The 17,369-nt window shown below is 68.2% G+C and carries 16 protein-coding genes; 9 read left to right on the top strand and 7 right to left on the bottom strand.

Features of this window, described 5'->3' with window-relative positions; translation table 11 throughout:
- Positions 1–13 precede the first annotated feature (13 nt).
- Together ACFFIO_RS07580 and ACFFIO_RS07585 are read right to left on the bottom strand one after the other, a co-directional pair.
- Positions 14–1,534: an MFS transporter gene (locus tag ACFFIO_RS07580; protein WP_378040983.1), complete on the bottom strand. Its 1,521-nt coding sequence runs from the start codon at positions 1,532–1,534 to the stop codon at positions 14–16.
- Positions 1,531–2,862, bottom strand: a complete 1,332-nt coding sequence (locus ACFFIO_RS07585) for an MFS transporter (RefSeq protein ID WP_378040984.1) — start codon at positions 2,860–2,862, stop codon at positions 1,531–1,533. Before ACFFIO_RS07585 ends, ACFFIO_RS07580 begins: the two co-directional genes overlap by 4 nt.
- A 180-nt stretch (positions 2,863–3,042) precedes the next feature.
- Here ACFFIO_RS07585 and ACFFIO_RS07590 point away from each other — a divergent pair, with 180 nt between their 5' ends.
- The 6 genes from ACFFIO_RS07590 (at position 3,043) to ACFFIO_RS07615 (ending at position 8,803) form a co-directional block, all read left to right on the top strand.
- Positions 3,043–3,633, top strand: a complete 591-nt coding sequence (locus ACFFIO_RS07590; protein ID WP_378041085.1) for a hypothetical protein — start codon at positions 3,043–3,045, stop codon at positions 3,631–3,633.
- Positions 3,634–3,808: 175 nt separating this feature from the next.
- The gene (locus ACFFIO_RS07595) at positions 3,809–4,657 is read left to right on the top strand and encodes an exodeoxyribonuclease III (protein WP_378041086.1); all 849 of its coding nucleotides are present in this window, start codon (positions 3,809–3,811) and stop codon (positions 4,655–4,657) included.
- Between the two features lie 10 nt (positions 4,658–4,667).
- Positions 4,668–5,747 (top strand): tryptophan--tRNA ligase, encoded by a 1,080-nt coding sequence (trpS, locus tag ACFFIO_RS07600; RefSeq protein WP_378040985.1) that lies wholly within the window; start codon positions 4,668–4,670, stop codon positions 5,745–5,747.
- A gap of 157 nt (positions 5,748–5,904) precedes the next feature.
- Positions 5,905–6,756 carry an ABC transporter ATP-binding protein gene (locus ACFFIO_RS07605; protein ID WP_378040986.1) on the top strand — a complete coding sequence of 284 codons (852 nt, stop codon included), beginning with the start codon at positions 5,905–5,907 and terminating at the stop codon, positions 6,754–6,756.
- Entirely contained in the window at positions 6,753–8,036 is a 1,284-nt protein-coding gene (locus ACFFIO_RS07610) for an ABC transporter permease (RefSeq protein WP_378040987.1), read from the top strand. Before ACFFIO_RS07605 ends, ACFFIO_RS07610 begins: the two co-directional genes overlap by 4 nt.
- 95 nt (positions 8,037–8,131) lie before the next feature.
- Entirely contained in the window at positions 8,132–8,803 is a 672-nt protein-coding gene (locus ACFFIO_RS07615; RefSeq protein ID WP_378040988.1) for a hypothetical protein, read from the top strand.
- Between the two features lie 88 nt (positions 8,804–8,891).
- On the opposite strand, the gene ACFFIO_RS07620 is transcribed toward ACFFIO_RS07615, so the two are convergent.
- The 5 genes from ACFFIO_RS07620 to sdhC all read right to left on the bottom strand — a co-directional run bounded on the left by ACFFIO_RS07620 (position 8,892) and on the right by sdhC (position 13,227).
- Positions 8,892–9,473, bottom strand: a complete 582-nt coding sequence (locus ACFFIO_RS07620; protein ID WP_378040989.1) for a dihydrofolate reductase family protein — start codon at positions 9,471–9,473, stop codon at positions 8,892–8,894.
- A 211-nt stretch (positions 9,474–9,684) separates the two neighbouring features.
- On the bottom strand, positions 9,685–10,476 hold the full coding sequence (locus tag ACFFIO_RS07625; RefSeq protein WP_159549251.1) for a succinate dehydrogenase iron-sulfur subunit: 792 nt from the start codon (positions 10,474–10,476) through the stop codon (positions 9,685–9,687).
- Positions 10,476–12,263: a succinate dehydrogenase flavoprotein subunit gene (gene sdhA, locus ACFFIO_RS07630; protein ID WP_159549254.1), complete on the bottom strand. Its 1,788-nt coding sequence runs from the start codon at positions 12,261–12,263 to the stop codon at positions 10,476–10,478. Before sdhA ends, ACFFIO_RS07625 begins: the two co-directional genes overlap by 1 nt.
- Before the next feature lie 67 nt (positions 12,264–12,330).
- Entirely contained in the window at positions 12,331–12,816 is a 486-nt protein-coding gene (locus tag ACFFIO_RS07635) for a succinate dehydrogenase hydrophobic membrane anchor subunit (protein WP_313817659.1), read from the bottom strand.
- Between the two features lie 3 nt (positions 12,817–12,819).
- Positions 12,820–13,227, bottom strand: a complete 408-nt coding sequence (gene sdhC / locus ACFFIO_RS07640) for a succinate dehydrogenase, cytochrome b556 subunit (protein ID WP_313817660.1) — start codon at positions 13,225–13,227, stop codon at positions 12,820–12,822.
- Positions 13,228–13,436: 209 nt separating this feature from the next.
- Here sdhC and ACFFIO_RS07645 point away from each other — a divergent pair, with 209 nt between their 5' ends.
- The 3 genes from ACFFIO_RS07645 to ACFFIO_RS07655 all read left to right on the top strand — a co-directional run bounded on the left by ACFFIO_RS07645 (position 13,437) and on the right by ACFFIO_RS07655 (position 17,248).
- A complete protein-coding gene (locus ACFFIO_RS07645; RefSeq protein ID WP_378040990.1) occupies positions 13,437–14,594 on the top strand; it encodes a mannose-1-phosphate guanylyltransferase in 1,158 nt (385 codons plus the stop codon).
- A gap of 30 nt (positions 14,595–14,624) precedes the next feature.
- A complete protein-coding gene (locus ACFFIO_RS07650) occupies positions 14,625–15,899 on the top strand; it encodes an amidohydrolase (RefSeq protein ID WP_378040991.1) in 1,275 nt (424 codons plus the stop codon).
- Positions 15,900–16,117: 218 nt separating this feature from the next.
- Positions 16,118–17,248 carry a BMP family lipoprotein gene (locus tag ACFFIO_RS07655; protein WP_378040992.1) on the top strand — a complete coding sequence of 377 codons (1,131 nt, stop codon included), beginning with the start codon at positions 16,118–16,120 and terminating at the stop codon, positions 17,246–17,248.
- Positions 17,249–17,369 lie beyond the last annotated feature (121 nt).

Here is a 17,369-nt window from a genome sequence, read left to right on the forward strand (position 1 = left end):
TCAGTCCTTGAGCTCAGTCCTCGAGGACCAGGGTGCCGCCGCGGTACCGGCGGATGTAGTCGAGCACGCCCGCGACCAGGGTCACGGCCAGGAGCCCCATGACCACCAGCAGGGCCGTGTCAGCGGCCTCTCCATAGGAGACGGCCACGGCGGCCGCCTCAGCGGCCGTGCCATCAGCACCGCCCGTGGCGGCATCGGTGCCGGACGCAGCCAGGGAGGCATAGAACGCGCCGGTGACCGCGGCCAACCCGATGGCGGTCAGCACGCGCTGGGCCGTCTGCGAGACGCCGCCGGCAGCCCCGGCGGCGCGGGGCGGGACCTCGTGCATGGTCAGCACCTGGGAGCTGGTCATCAGCAACGCCTGGGCCGGACCGAAGGGGAACAGGCAGAGCGCAAGGGTCCAGAAGGGCCAGACCCCGAGGGCGATCTGGTGGAACGCGACCATGCCCAGGGCCACCGCCCCCAGGGCCAGCACCGCGCCGACCACCACGAACAGGGGCCCGCGGCGGTGGACATGGCTGCCGATCCACGGTGAGAGGACCATGACCGCCAGCGCCGTGGGCAGCGAGGTCAGCCCGGCGGCCAGGGCCGAGTATCCGAGCCCCTGCTGCGTCACGATGGCCTGGACGGCCCACAGCCCGGGCATGGCCCCCAGCAGGAAGGCCGTGGCCACCGTGCTGTAGCTGAACGACGGGATGCGGAACAGGGCCGGGTCCACCATGGGCGCGCGTCCGGTGACCGGGAACCGCGCCTTCATGCGCTGCTCCCACAGCCACCAGGCCCCGAGCAGCACCGCCGCCGCGGCCAGCAGGAGCCACGTGCCGGGCAGGATGAACGGGACCATCAGGCAGACGACGGCGGCAGCCAGGAGCACGGCCCCGACCGGGTCCAGGGCCCCCAGACTGCGCCGGGCCTCCTCGGAGCGGACGCGAGCCGGTGGGCGGAGCCAGGCGGCGGCCAGGACGGCAGAGAGCACGCCGAAGGGGACGTTGATCAGGAAGGTGGTGCGCCATCCCCACTCGGGGCCGAGGGCGCCGAGGATCACCCCGCCCATGGTCGGCCCGATGGCCACGCCCAGGCCCACCACGGTGCCGAACAGTCCGTAGGCACGTCCCCGGGCCCGGCCGTGGAAGACGTTCTGGATGATGCCGATGATCTGGGGATTGAGCAGTCCGGACCCCAGGCCCGTCACCACGCGGGACAGGTTGAGCATGAGCGGGTCCACAGCCAGGCCGGAGGCCAGCGATCCCACGGTGAACAGCAGGATGCCGGCAATGAAGATCGGCTTGCGCCCCCACAGGTCGCCGGCACGGCCGGCCGCCACGAGCACCACGCCGAAGGACAGGGCGTAGCCGGCCAGGACCCATTGGAGATCGGCGGAGCTGGCGTTCAGGCCGCCCTCGATCGCCGGCAGGGCCACGTTGACCACGCTGACGCTCATGAGGGACATGAACAGGGGCACCAGGAGTACCACGAGGATCCTGTTCCCGCCGGCGGGCTGGGCCGGCCGCGGCGCGGGGTGCTGTGCCGTCATGACAGTCCCCGCTGAAGGTGGCGCCCCTGGACCAGCCAGTAGACCGGGACCAGGGCCACCAGGAACCCTGCCAGGACCCAGTACAGGCCAGTGGTGCCCCACCACTGGACCAGTGCCCCGGCGAGCAGCGGGCCCAGGCCCATGCCGGCGTCGATCCCCAGGAAGTACGTCGAGGCACCCATGCCGGCGCGCTCGCGGGGCACCCGGGTCACACAGATGACCTGTCCTGCGGACTGCAGCTGACCGTAGCCGAGGCCCACCAGGACCGCCGCGGCCATGAGGGCCACCACGGTGCCGGCCACGGCGATGGTCGCCAAGCCGGCCGCGAAGAGCAGGAACGCCGGGATCATCACGATATTGGCGCCCTTGCGGTCCATCAGCCGGCCCGTGAAGAGCCGGGAGACCAGGACGGTGAGGGCGTAGACCGCGAAGAACAGGCTCGCCACGGTGCCGAAGTCGCGTTCCGAGACCAAGGTGGCCAGGAAGGTCACGATGCCCGCGTAGCCCAGCGAGTACAGGGCCCCGATGGCCGCGGTGGGGGCCGCGCCGGGCTCCACGTACCGGGCCCACCACGGGCGCGCGGCCTCGGGAGGTGCGCTGGCTGACTCGGCGGCTTCCTCAGTCACCACCGCAGCGGCACCATCGGTCTCCACCACCGCCGGAACCTCTGGAGCCTCGGGAGCCTCGAGGGCAGGCTCCGACTCCCGGGGACGCACGTCCATGAACAGGGCGATGACGAGGCCGGCCAGGGAGACGGCCGAGGCGATGACGGCCACGGTGCCGAAGCCCGTGCCGTCCAGGGCCAGTCCGACCATTGGCCCGGCGGCCACGCCGATCAGCGTGGAGGACGAGTAGTGGCTGGTGCCCTCGGACATCCGCGTCCCAGGTACGCGGTTCACGGCGGCCGCGGCGATGACGGAGGAGGAGACCCCGAAGGTCAGGCCGTGCACGGCACGCACGAGCAACAGTGCCCAGACCGCACCGGAGGCCCAGTAGAGCAGGGGGGCCACGATGAAGGCGACGAACCCCACCAGCAACAGGGGGCGGGCGCCGAAGCGCTCGATCAGGGGGCCGGCCAGCAGCCGGGAGATGAGGGTGCCCACGATGAAGACGGAGGCCACGGCGCCCCCGACGGAGTCGCCCACTGCGAACCGGGCCACCGTGTAGGCCGCCACGGTGGACAGCAGGAAGTGCACGTTGAAGAACATCATGATGTTCGCCAGGCAGGCGAGCACGAAGCCCCGGTTCCAGAGCCCGCCAGGGACGGCTGACCCGCCCGGAGTCGAGAGAGGACCCCGGTTGGCGGTGCGGCGCGGCGACTGGGACATGAGACCCAGAGTAAGCCGGTGGCGATCAGAACCCCCGCCGGGACACCACGCGCCGTCACATGCGGGATAATCGACCCCATGGATGCAGTGGAGAGTGGAACCGACCGTCAGCCCGGCCGTCCCGGTGCCGCCAAGGGCAGGGGCTGGGGCGCGAAGGGCAGTGGCATCACGTTCGCCGTCATGGTGGTCGTGCTGCTCGTGGCGTTGCTCTTCGCCGCCAACCAGAATGACGTGATCGGATGGCTGCTGGTGGTCATCTCCGCCGGCTGGCTCGCGCTGGCCGCCCTGGTGGTCCTCGGCGTGCGCCGCGGTGCGCGGTCGGTGGACCGCCGGATGAAGGACCTCTCCGCCTCCCTCGCCCCGCGCGTCGGTGCGGCGGACACGCCGTCCACACCACCGTCCTCCTCCTCCTCCTCCTCCTCCTCCTCCGCGTCCTCCCGCACCTCGGGCCAGGCCGGCGCGGCTGGAAGTGGCGCGTCCGACCCGATGCGGGACACCAAGCTGGACCACTCCTTCAAGATCGTCCAGGTCCAGACCCGCGTGGTCACCGAGGAGCTGTCCAAGGGCGCCGACTCGGACTCGGACATGATCGCGCGCGCCCTCGAGACGATCCACATCACCTCCGCCAACGCCCGGGAGATGATCAAGGAGTCGTCCGCGCCCTCGAGTGGCGAAGGCAAGGGCGAAGACAAGCCTGGCAAATCTGGCAAGTCTGGGACGGCGAGGGCCGCGGGGACCGAAGGGCCGATCACCGGGGAAGTCATCAACTGATCTCCTGACACGTCCAACCCGTCCTGCCTGCCGCAGAGCCGTCTCTGCCGCGGCATCCACTGCGGCACCCACTGCGGCACCCACTGCGGGACGGATCGGCGATAGGCTGGAACGCGTGACTTCTGCCGATACCGCACCCCAGCCCGACCGTCAGACCGAGAGCCAGCCAGCACCCGTGGTCCACGCGAACGCCCACGCCCCCAAGGCGGACGGCGCGCTTCGCCTCGCCACCGTGAACGTGAACGGCATTCGCGCCGCCCACCGCAAGGGCATGGGCGTCTGGTTCGCCGGCCGCGGCATCGACATCCTGACGCTGCAGGAGGTCCGCGCGCCGAAGGAGGTCGTGGAGAATCTCCTCGAGGAGATCACCGGTCAGGACTGGCATGTGGTGGAGACCGCCGCCGCAGCCAAGGGCCGGGCCGGCGTCGCGATCGCCACCCTGCTGGAACCGCAGGACGCCCGGGTGGGCATCGGGGACCCGTACTTCGATGACTCCGGTCGGTGGATCGAGACCGACCTGGTGGCTCCGGACGGCAAGATCCTCACGGTGGTCTCCGCCTACGTCCACTCCGGGGTCGTCGACACCCCCAAGCAGGTGGACAAGTACCGGTTCCTCGACGAGATGATCCGGTACCTGCCCGAACTCAAGGCCACGAAGGACTATGCCGTGGTCACCGGGGACCTCAACGTGGGTCACACCACCCGGGACATCAAGAACTGGAAGGGCAACACCAAGAAGGCCGGCTTCCTCCCGGAGGAGCGCGCCTACTTCGACCGGTTCTTCGGTGAGGAGATCGGCTACGTGGACGTGCACCGTGAGCTGGCGGGAGACGTGGACGGACCGTACACGTGGTGGTCCCAGCGCGGTCAGGCCTTCGACAACGACACGGGCTGGCGGATCGACTACCAGGCCGCCACCCCGGAGCTGGCCGCCAAGGCCACGGCCGCCGTGGTGGACCGTGCCCCGAGCTACGACACCCGCTTCTCCGACCATGCGCCCCTCGTGGTCGACTACCAGTTCTGAGGATCACGCGATGACCACCATTCCCACCCCGGCTGACGTCCTGGCCCAGGACACCGCGAAGACGGCCCACCTGGCCGGCGCCGGCACCCGTCACCGCGTGCTGTCCGGCATGCAGCCCTCCGCGGACTCGCTTCACCTGGGCAACTACCTCGGTGCGCTGGTCAACTGGGTCACCGTCCAGGACGACTTCGACGCCTACTTCTTCATCCCGGACCTGCACGCCATCACGGTGCCCCAGGACCCGGAGGACATGGTGAAGCGCACGCGCGTGGCGGCCGCCCAGTTCATCGCCGGGGGCATCGACCCGGAACGCTCCACCCTGTTCGTCCAGTCCCAGGTGCCCGAGCACGCGCAGTTGGCCTGGATCCTGATGTGCATGACCGGGATGGGCGAGGCGCAGCGGATGACGCAATTCAAGGACAAGGCGGCGCGGCAGGGCGCGGAGGCGGCCGGCGTCGGGCTCCTGGCCTATCCCATGCTGATGGCCGCGGACATCCTGCTGTACCAGCCGCACGGCGTCCCCGTGGGCGATGACCAGCGCCAGCATGTGGAACTGACCCGGGACCTCGCCCAGCGGTTCAACTCCCGCTTCGGCGAGACCTTCGTGGTGCCCACCGGCTTCTACCCGGAGAACGGCGCCCGCATCTATGACCTGCAGAACCCGACGTCCAAGATGTCCAAGTCGGCCGAGTCCCCGAACGGCCTGATCAACCTCCTCGACGATCCGAAGGTCATCGCCAAGCGGATCAAGTCCGCCGTGACGGATGACGGCACCGAGGTCCGCTTCGATCGCGAGGCCAAGCCGGGGGTGTCCAACCTGCTCTCGATCTTCGCCGCCTTCAGCGAGCGGACGATCCCGGAGCTGGAGGAGGCCTATGCCGGCAAGATGTACGGGCACCTCAAGGTGGACCTGGCCGAGGTCGTCGTCGAGCGGCTGGCCCCGATCCGTACCCGCGCCCTGGAGCTGCTGGACGATCCGGCCGAGTTGGATCGCCTGCTGTCCCAGGGGGCCCTGAAGGCCCGCGAAGTGGCAGGGCCGGTGCTCGCCGACGTGTACTCGAAGATGGGCTTCCAGCCGCCCAGCCGCTAAAGACGCGTGCCGGTCGAGCGCTGAAACGTGTCACGGGCACCCGTGACACGTGTCATCAGTTCGGTCGATTGCCCGTTCCGGCGCTGCTCGGGCGGGAGGGACCTGACATACTGGCGTGGAAACCCACCCCGACGGCAGTCACCACGAAAGGTCCCCCATGTCAGCACCCGTTCTCGAGACAGAGAACCTGGTCAAGGTCTATGGGCGAGGAGAATCCCGCTTCGACGCCCTCAAAGGCCTGACCTTCGAAATCCACGAGGGCGAATCGGTGGCGATCGTCGGCAAGTCCGGCTCTGGCAAGTCCACCCTGATGCACCTGCTGGCGCTGCTCGACGAGCCGACCTCCGGCGTGGTGGCCATGGGCGGCCGCCCTGTCAGTCAGCTGAAGCCCGCCCAGGTCTCCGCCTTGCGCAATGACACCTTCGGCTTCGTGTTCCAGCAGTTCTTCCTCAACGCCAACCAGACGGTGCTGGAGAACGTCATCCTGCCGCTGAAGATCGCCGGCGTCTCCGCCTCCGAGCGCAAGCGCCGCGGCCTGGAGGTCCTGGAGCAGCTGGAGATGGCGGACAAGGCCAAGAACAAGGCCAACGACCTCTCGGGCGGACAGAAGCAGCGCGTCTGCATCGCCCGCGCCCTCATCAACCAGCCGACCGTGCTGTTCGCCGATGAGCCGACCGGCAACCTGGACACTGCGACCGGCGAGGTCGTGGAGGACATCCTCTTCGGGCTGCACCGCGACCGGGGCATCACCCTGGTCGTCGTCACCCACGACGACGACCTGGCCTCCCGCTGCGATCGCCGCCTGCTGATGCAGGACGGCCTCATCGTCGCCGACGACCGGGGCGAGACGGCCAAGGCCGCCGGGGCCGGCGTCGGGCAGGCCTCCCGTGAGGGCTCCCGCCAGGTGGGCGGACACGGCAAGCACGCCGCGCCCGCGCCGGTGGACGGGCAGCCGGCCTCCGGTCAGGACGCTGAGACCGGCGCCGGAACCGGGGAGGGACAGGCATGAGGAACGTAGACGTCGTCCGGACCGCGCTGGGCAACACCATGCGGTCCAAGACCAGGACCTTCCTGACGGTCATCGCGATCGTCATCGGTGCCTTCACCCTGACCCTCACCTCGGGCCTGGGCGCCGGCATCAACAAGTACGTCGACTCCATGGTCGCCGGATTCGGCCAGACCAACCAGATCTATGTCATGCCCGGGATGGACCCGTCCCAGCAGATGCCGACCAACGGCGAACCCCAGGAGTACGATCCCGAGGAAGCCGCTGCCACCGGCGAGTTCGGTATGCAGATGCTGACCGAGGACGACATCGCCACGATCGAGGACATCGACGGCATCACCGACGTGGAACCCATCGTCTTCGTCACCGCCGACTACCTGGAGACGGCGGACGGGGACCAGTTCGTGCTGCAGTCCCTGGGTTTCCCCTCGGACGCCGCCGGCATGGAGATGGAGGCCGGGACCACGCCGGACCCGCAGGCCATGGAGCTCACGGTGCCGGAGACCTGGCTCTCGGCTTTCGGCACCGAGGACCCGAACGAGGTCCTCGGCGAGACCGTCACGATCGGGCTCAAGGACATGGCCCAGCAGGAGCAGACGGTCGAGGCGGAGATCGTCGGCGTCTCCCAGCAGGCCATCTCCGGAGTCGGCGGCAGCCCCATGCCGTCCAGCGCCCTGAACGAGGAGCTGAACGACGTGCAGACCTCCGGGCTGGACGTGGAGCAACCGAAGAACTACGTGCAGGCCGTGGCCACCGTGGAGAACCTCGAGGCCAACGAGACGGCCATCAAGCAGTCCCTGAGTGACGAGGGCCTGATGGGCCTGACACTGGAGGACCAGCTGGGCGTCCTGACCGGGATCATCGACACCGTGACCTGGGTCCTCAACGGCTTCGCGCTGATCGCCCTGCTGGCCGCCAGCTTCGGCATCGTCAACACCCTCCTGATGTCCGTCCAGGAGCGGACCCGGGAGATCGGCCTGATGAAGGCCCTGGGCATGGGCCGAGGGAAGGTCTTCGGGCTCTTCTCCACCGAGGCCGTCATGCTCGGCGTGATGGGCTCCGTGATCGGCGTGGGGCTCGGCGTGCTCGTCGGTGTGATCGGGAACGCCGCGCTGGTCAACGGCCCGCTGAGCGGCGTGGCCGGGCTGAGCCTGTTCGCCGTGGACCCGGTGTCCATCCTGCTGATCGTCGCGTTGATCCTGGCGATCGCGTTCCTGGCCGGCACCATGCCGGCCGCCCGTGCCGCGAAGAAGGACCCGATCGAGGCCCTGCGGTACGAGTAGTCCGCCGGTGACAGGTTTCCACCCATCCAACGTTCGAACCAGACGAATACCAGTGTGGCCGCACCGATGGCCGCCGCAACGAGAGGGGATATCTCATGACCGACAACCCGCAACAGCCCCAGGGCAACCCAGCCTCTCAGCAGCCCGGCCAGCAGCCGCCGGCCGCACCGGGCCCGCTGCCCTATGGGACCCCGGCCCAGCAGCCCTACGCCGCTCCCGACCAGCAGGGTTCCAAGTACGGCACCGGCGCCTACAACCCCGGTGAGGTCGGCCAGCCCATGGCCGAGCCCAAGAGTTGGGGCCGGTTGAAGATGCTGACGCTGGTGTCCTTGGCGATCTACGTCGTCTCCTCCATCGTCAGCTTCCTCACCGCCGGGAATGAGGCCATTCTCGAGGAGCAGCTGGACGCCCAGGAAGGCATGGGCATCCCGCGGGATGAACTCGAGGACATCGTTGAGATGAGCATGGGATTCGTCATGGTCACCGCCGTGGTTGCCCTGGTCATCGCCGTCGTCGTCTACCTGCTGGTGTACTTCGGTCTGCGCAAGGGCAAGAACTGGGCCCGCATCCTCGGCACGGTCTTCGCCGCCCTGGGCACCCTGTTCACGCTCTACGGTCTGATCAGCATCGGCACCATGATGTCCGCGGCCCCGGGCCTGGGCATCATGACCCTGGTGATCACCGTGGTCTTCGTGCTGGTGAACATCTGGTGGCTGGTGACCGCGTTCTCCAAGGACAGCAACGCCTACGTGAACTCCCGCCACTGATCCGCCACTGACCCGCGGCTCGAACCGCCTTGCGGGCAATCCCCACCGGTGGGGATTGCCCGCATTGGTGTTTAAGTGCTCGGATCGTTCAACGGCGCACCCGATAGCGCAGGTGAAGCACCCGGTTGCCCTGGATCACCACGTCGGGATCCTCCAACAGATGCTGCGCGTGGACCGACCCGAAGTAGCGCTTGCCGGACCCGAGCACCACGGGTACGACGTCCATGCGCACCTCGTCGACCAGGCCCGAGGCCAGCACCTGGGCACCGACGTCGCCGGCGGCGACCTCGACGATGCGGTCACCGGCCAGCTCCTGCGCTGTGGCCACGGCTGCCTCGATGCCGTCGACGAAGTGAAATGGCGCCTCGGGATCCCAGCCCTCGGGCTTCCGCCGGTGTGTCACGACGACCACGTGGTCGACCCCGCTCGGAGGAGTCCCGTCCCAGCCGTCCGTCAGGTCGAAGACGTGGCGGCCGACGATGGTCGCCCCGATCTGGTCCCAGTACGGCCGGGTGTAGTCGTAGGACGACTGCGACACCTTGAGCTCGCCGCTCTCGTCCAACGGGACGTCACCGCTGGACAACCAGTCGAACAGCGGTCCGGGCTGGTCGCTGTCGTCCGCGATGAAGCCGTCCACCGACACCGAGCTGTACATGACAACCTTGCCCATGGGGCACTCCTTTGCTGGGGGTGCCTCATAGTAGCGACTCGACGAGCTCGGTCTCGAGGTGACCGGGCCGCGGTTCGAGCCGGACTGTGCCGTCGCCCGGATCGAACGAAGGGGGGCACGCGTCGGGTACGCGAAAGCCCCCGGGATTCATCCCGGGGGCTTCGGCGTGGGCGGGGGAGTGGCTACCCCCGGTGTGGCACGGCGGGCTGGATCAGAAGGATCCGGCCAGCACGGCCTGCTTGACCTCGGCGATGGCCTTGGTCACCTGGATGCCGCGCGGGCAGGCCTCGGTGCAGTTGAAGGTGGTGCGGCAGCGCCACACGCCTTCCTTGTCATTGAGGATCTCCAGACGCATGTCACCGGCATCGTCGCGCGAGTCGAAGATGAAGCGGTGGGCGTTGACGATCGCGGCCGGACCGAAGTACTGGCCATCGGTCCAGAACACCGGGCAGGACGAGGTGCAGGCGGCGCAGAGGATGCACTTGGTGGTGTCATCGAACCGCTCGCGCTCCTCGGCGGACTGCAGGCGCTCCTTGGTGGGCTCCGGGCCCTTGTTGACCAGGAACGGCATGATCTCGCGGTAGGACTGGAAGAACGGATCCATGTCCACGATCAGGTCCTTCTCCACCGGCAGGCCCTTGATGGGCTCCACCAGGATGGGCTTGGACAGGTCGAGGTCCTTCAGCAGGGTCTTGCAGGCCAGGCGGTTGCGGCCGTTGATGCGCATGGCATCGGAGCCGCACACGCCGTGCGCGCAGGAACGGCGGAAGGACAGCGTGCCGTCGATGTCCCACTTGACCTTGTGCAGGGCGTCCAGCACGCGGTCGGTGCCGTACATGGTGACGGTCCATTCGTCCCAGTAGGCGTCCTCGGACGTCTCCGGCAGGTAGCGGCGGACCTTGAGGGTGACGTCGAAGCTCGGGATCTCACCGGTTCCGCCGCCCTGGGCGCCGAGATCGACCTTCGAGGGTCCTTCTGCGGGTTCGTTGATCGTGGTGCTCATCAGTACTTACGCTCCATCGGCTGGTAACGGGTGACAACAACCGGCTTGGTCTCGGAACGGATGCCCTTGACGCCCTCCATCTCGGAGTCGGGGTCGCGGTAGAGCATGGAATGCGCCATCCAGTTCGCGTCGTCACGATCGGGGTAGTCCTCGCGGTAGTGTCCGCCGCGGGATTCCTTGCGGTGCAGGGCGGCCACGGTCATGGCCTCGGCCATGTCCAGCAGGTAGCCCAGCTCCAGGCCCTCCAAGAGGTCCAGGTTGAACCGCTTGCCCTTGTCCTGCACGGAGACGTTCTCGTAGCGCTCGCGCAGGGACTCGATCTCGGCCAGGGCCCGGCGGATCGACTCGTCCGTGCGGAAGACCTGCATGTCCGCGTCCATGACATCCTGCAGACGGGCTCGCAGCTCGGCCACACGCTCGGTGCCGGTGGCGGAGCGCAGGTTCTCGATGTGCTCGACCGTCGGTGCCTCGCCGTTCTCCGGCAGCTCCACGAAATCGGCGGTGGCGGCGTACTCGGCGGCGTAGATGCCGGCACGGCGCCCGAAGACGTTGATGTCCAGCAGCGAGTTGGTGCCGAGGCGGTTGGAGCCGTGCACAGAGACACAAGCGACCTCGCCGGCGGCGTACAGGCCGGGAACCACGGTGTCGTTGTCCTGGAGGACCTCGGCCTTGATGTTGGTCGGGATGCCACCCATCACGTAGTGGCAGGTCGGGAAGACCGGGACCGGCTCGGTGTAGGGCTCCACACCGAGGTAGGTGCGCGCGAACTCGGTGATGTCCGGGAGTTTGGCGTCGATGTGAGCCGGCTCCAGGTGCGTCAGGTCGAGCAGGACGTAGTCCTTGTTCGGACCGCAGCCGCGGCCCTGGCGGACCTCCTCGGCCATGGACCGGGCGACGATGTCTCGCGGCGCGAGGTCCTTGATGGTCGGCGCGTAGCGCTCCATGAATCGCTCACCGTCCGAGTTGCGGAGGATGCCGCCCTCGCCACGCGCCGCCTCGGAAAGCAGGATGCCCAGGCCAGCCAGGCCGGTCGGGTGGAACTGGATGAACTCCATGTCCTCCAGTGGCAGGCCGTTGCGGTAGGCGATGGCCATGCCGTCACCGGTCAGGGTGTGGGCATTGGAGGTGGTCTTGAAGACCTTGCCGGCGCCGCCGGTGGCGAAGACCACGGACTTGGCCTGGAAGACGTGCAGCTCGCCGGTGGCCAGTTCGTAGGACACGACGCCGGCCACGCGCTTCTGCGTGAAGGGCGTCCCGTCCGGGCGGGTACCCGGCTCGTCCACCATCAGCACGTCCAGGACGTAGAACTCGTTGTAGAACTCGACGTCGTGCTTGACGCAGTTCTGGTAGAGCGTCTGGAGGATCATGTGGCCGGTGCGGTCGGCCGCATAGCAGGCGCGGCGGACCGGGGCCTTGCCGTGGTCGCGGGTGTGGCCGCCGAAGCGACGCTGGTCGATGCGGCCCTCCGGGGTGCGGTTGAAGGGCAGGCCCATCTTCTCCAGGTCGAGCACCGCGTCGATGGCCTCCTTGGCCATGACCTCGGCGGCGTCCTGGTCCACCAGGTAGTCGCCGCCCTTGACGGTGTCAAAGGTGTGCCACTCCCAGTTGTCCTCTTCGACATTGGCCAGGGCGGCACACATGCCGCCCTGGGCCGCACCCGTGTGCGAACGGGTGGGGTAGAGCTTGGTCAGCACCGCTGTGCGGGCGCGCTGACCGGATTCGATCGCCGCGCGCATGCCGGCGCCGCCGGCACCGACAATCACGACGTCGTACTTGTGTACCTGCATTCGTTGAGTTCCTTCTGCTCGAGTACTCGAGAAAATTCAGTGGTTCAGTGGGGGGTGCGTCAGGGCGTCAGAGGGTCTCGCAGAACGCGGGAGTGGACTCCAGCAGCATTCCGTCGGCGCCGACGAGGCACGGTTCGAAGGTGAAGATCACCAGGGTGCCGAGCACGATGATGACCGTGGTCGCCGCGTAGAGGACCATCTTCAGCCAGAACCTCACGCCGTCACGCTCGGCGTAGTCGTTGATGATGGTGCGGACGCCGTTGGTGCCGTGCAGCATGGCCAGCCACAGCAGGGCCAGGTCCCAGAACTGCCAGAACGGATCGGCCCACTTGCCGGCGACGAAGCCGAAGTCCAGGCCGTTGATGCCGTCCCCGACCATGAGGTTGGAGAAGAGGTGGACGAAGATCAGCACGACCAGGACCACGCCGGACAGGCGCATGAACAGCCAGGCGAGCATCTCGAAGTTGCCGCTCTTGGCCTTGTCCCGGGTGTACTTCGGGTCGATACGCCCCGTGCGGGGGGCTGCGATCGTTGATTCGACGGTGGCGCTCATGGCTCAGTGACCTCCGAGGGCAAGCATCAGGTGGCGGATGGCGAAGGCGCCAACGGTGATGACGGAAAGGACCACCACGGCCCACAGCATCTTCTTGTGGTGCTTGGTCCCGCCCTTCCAGAAGTCGACCAGGATGATCCGCAGGCCGTTGAAGGCGTGGTAGACGATGGCGGCCACGAGGCCGACCTCTCCGACGGCCATCAGCGGGTTCTTGTAGGTGCCGAGCACCGCGTTGTACGCCTCCGGCGAGACCCTCACCAGCGAGGTGTCCAGCACGTGGACCAGCAGGAAGAAGAAGATGGCGACGCCGGTGATCCGGTGGATGACCCACGACCACTGACCTTCGTTGCCGCGATAGAGGGTCCCACGGCCGGACTTCGCCGGGGCCTGCGCTGATGTCGCAGTAGACACTGTTTTACCTCCCAGGGATTGCAAGGGCGCCTGTGCCACGTCCGATGGGCACAAAGGGAACGCCGGTGCGAGTGCATTCCTCCACGACAGACTAGTCCTTCTTGACGTTATGTTCCCTATTGTTGACCCGCATGGTTCCCGGTGTGGCACGGGTCACGGAGGCGGGGCGGAGCCGGGCCGCGGCACGGCGGTCACCTATGCTGTCCGGTGTGACGACTGACCCTGAACTGGATGGCCTCGCCGCCGTGGACCTCTCTGACACCCCGGGACTCGACCGCTTCTACGGAGTGATTCCTGCCGGGGGCGTGGGGACGCGGCTGTGGCCGCTCTCGCGGGCCGCCGCGCCGAAGTTCCTGCATGATCTGACCGGCTCGGGACAGACCCTGATCCGGGCCACCTACGATCGTCTGGCCGCGCTGGCCGGGGATCGGGTCATGGTGGTCACCGGTCAGGCTCACGAGGGCGCCGTGCGGGAACAGTTGCCGGATCTGGCCTCCGAGGACACCGTGCTCGAGCCGGAGCCGAAGGACTCGGCGGCGGCCATCGGGCTGGCCGCGGCCATCCTGTTCGAGCGGGACCCGGAGACCATCATGGGTTCCTTCGCCGCGGACCAGGTGATCGGCCCGGTCGAGGAGTTCCAGGAGGCTGTGGCGGAGGCGGTCGCGACCGCGGCCACCGGCAAGATCGTGACCATCGGCATCAAGCCGACGCATCCGGCCACCGGGTTCGGCTACATCCGGCAGGGCGAGGCCCTGGCCGTGAAGGGCGCACCTCACGCCAAGGGCGTGGCCGCGTTCGTGGAGAAGCCGGCTGAGGCCGTGGCCCAGGAGTATGTCGCCTCGGGGGAGTACCTGTGGAACGCGGGCATGTTCGTGGCCCCGGTGTCCTTGATGCTGCATCACCTGGCGGTCAATGAGCCGGAGCTGCATGCCGGCGTCGTGGAGATCGCGAAGGCCTGGGGCACGGACGCCCAGGCGGAGACGATGGCCCGGGTCTGGCCCGGACTGAAGAAGACCGCGGTGGATTATGCGGTGGCTGAGCCCGCTGCTGCGGCGGGGGACGTGGCCGTGATCCCGGGTGGGTTCACCTGGGATGATGTGGGCGATTTCGCCGCGATCGCCCGCCTGAACCCGGCCAAGCGGGCCTCCGGCATCACCGTGATCGGTGAGACGCCGCGGGTGTACTCGTCCAAGGCCTCCGGTGTGGTGGTGACCGATACCGCGCGGGTGATCGCGTTGATCGGTGTCGAGGACATCGTGGTCGTGGACACCCCGGATGCCCTGCTGGTCACGACCACGGAGCACGCCCAGTCCGTCAAGCAGGCCGTCGAGTCCCTCAAGGCACACGGCGACGACGACGTCCTCTGAGCCCATCAGAGCCCCGGTAGCATCATTCGGATGAACGACAGCCAGCGTTCCACCGGCGCCCGTCCCGTCCTCGACGATCCCGGACTGCCGTGGGTGACCCCCCTGGTCCAGCGGCTCGAGCCCTCGGTCGTGGAATTCCGCCGGGACATCCACGCGCATCCGGAACTGTCCTATGACGAGCACCGGACCACGGAACGGATCCTGCAGACCCTGACCGAGGCCGGGCTCTCGCCGGTCAAGCTCGAGGACACCGGCGCCTACGTGGACATCGGCGAGGGGCCGATCGTGCTGGGGCTGCGTGCGGACATCGACGCCCTTCCCCTCTCGGAGCTGACCGGGCTGGACTACGCCTCCCGGCACCCGGGCGTCGCACACGCGTGCGGACATGACGTCCACACGTCCGTCATGGTCGGTACCGCGCTCGCCCTGCATCGGGTGGTCACGCGCACGGCCGGGGAACTCGGCCAGCCGGAGCTCGACGCCCTCGGGGGACCCGAGGGCCTGACCGGCCGCATCCGCATCATCTTCCAGCCCGCCGAGGAGCGGTTGCCCGGTGGCTCCCTGTCCGTGATCCGGCAGGGCACCCTGGAGGGGATCCCGCGGATCCTGGCGGCACACTGCGAGCCCCGGTTCGACGTCGGCACGATCGGCACGCGGATCGGCGCCATCACCTCGGCGGCCGACACCATCAAGATCAGCCTGTCCGGCCGCGGCGGACACACCTCCCGGCCGCACCTGACGGAGGACCTCGTCTACGCGTTGTCCACGATCGCCGTCCAGGTCCCGGCGGTGCTGAACCGGCGGATCGACGTCCGCTCGGCCGTCTCCGTGGTGTGGGGCCAGATCAATGCGGGCGCGGCGCCCAACGCCATCCCCGGGTCCGGGTACCTCGCCGGCACCATGCGCTGCCTGGATGCCGAGGTGTGGGAATCGGCCGGGGACCTGCTGGACGACGTGGTCCAGCAGATCGCCCAGCCCTTCGGGGTGAAGGTCCATCTCGAACACATCCGGGGGGTGCCGCCGGTGGTCAACACGGAGGCCGAGACCGACCTCATCGAGGATGCGGCCCGCTATGAGCTCGGGTCCCGGGCCATCCAGCTGACCCCGCAGTCCATGGGCGGGGAGGACTTCGCCTGGATGACCCAGCTGGTCCCCGGGGCCATGCTGCGCTTGGGGACGCGGACCCCGGGCGGTCCGGTCTATGACCTGCACATGGGCGACTTCGCACCGGACGAGCGCGCCATCGGCGTCGGCATGCGCATCTTCACGGCGGCGGCGCTGCGGGCTCTGTCCGGAGTTCAGTAGGGCTGAACGGCGCAAGTGGTGCAGACGTTGCAGAAACGTAGCGCACTTCTGAAGCGGTTCTTGCCAACTTTGGGTAAACTCCCGGGTAACTGTCCGTCTGAAGGGCGCGGACATCCGTGGAACGGATCGATCTCGACCCGTCCGGACCTGGGCCGAGATCACCGGCTCGCGGCCGGATCCCCACGTTCCAGCCCCCACCCTCGCACCTAAGGATCACCATGGGCATTGCCTCCCCCCTGTCTCGTAAGGCTCTCCTGCCGGTCGCCGTGCTCGGCATGTCCGGCCTTCTGCTGGCCGGCTGCGGCGCCGCTCCGGAAGAGGACGGCGCCACCGCAGGCTCAGCGTCCGACGCCCCGGCCGTGGACACTGACAACTCCGACTACACCGGTTGCATCGTCTCCGACCAGGGCGGCTTCGATGACCGCTCCTTCAACCAGTCCTCCCACGACGGCCTGATGGCCGCCGAGGAGGAGTTCGGCATCTCCACCAACGAGGCGGAGTCCACCTCCCCGTCCGACTTCACCCCGAACATCACGTCGATGCTGCAGGCCGACTGCGACATGATCATCGGCGTCGGGTTCCTGCTCGGCGACACGATGAAGCCGATCGCCAACGACAACCCCGAGACCCACTTCATGGGCGTGGACGTCACCGATCCCGAGTTCCCGGACAACGTCAAGCGCCTGATCTACGACACGGCGCAGGGCTCCTTCCTGGCCGGCTACCTCGCCGCCGGCACATCCGAGACCGGCAAGGTCGCCACCTACGGCGGCGCGGAGATCCCGACCGTGACCATCTTCATGGACGGCTTCGCCGCCGGCGTCGAGTACTACAACGAGCAGAAGGACGCCGAGGTCGAGGTGCTGGGCTGGAACCGCGAGGCCAAGACCGGCTCCTTCACCGGCGACTTCGAGAACCAGGCCGCCGGCAAGACCAACACCACCAACTTCATCAACGAGGGCGCGGACATCATCATGCCCGTGGCCGGGCCGGTGGGCCTGGGCACCCTCGACGCCGTGACCGAGGCGAACGCCGGCGGCAAGGAGGCCAAGGTCATCTGGGTCGACTCCGACGGCTACGAGACCACTGATCAGGGCGAGGTCATCCTCACCTCCGTGGTGAAGCTGATGGGCCAGGCCGTTCAGGACGTCATCGAGGCCGACCTGGCGGACGAGTTCGACGGTGAGCCCTACGTGGGCACGCTGGAGAACGGCGGCGTGGCCCTGGCTCCGTTCCATGACTTCGACGCCGAGGTCTCCGATGAGATGAAGGCCGAGCTCGAGGAGATCAAGGCCGGCATCATCGACGGCTCCATCGAGGTCAACTCGGACTACTCGCCCGAGGTCTGATCACCACGGTGGCCCATGCGGTGGGGCGGCCTGCGGGCCGCCCCACCGTCATGTCCGCCGGGAATACCCTGAGATGAAGACCCTGAGATGATGTCCTCTTCAGATCCCGTTGGGACCGAGC

Origin of the sequence: Citricoccus parietis (assembly GCF_042433045.1) — a bacterium.
GTDB lineage: Bacteria > Actinomycetota > Actinomycetes > Actinomycetales > Micrococcaceae > Citricoccus > Citricoccus parietis.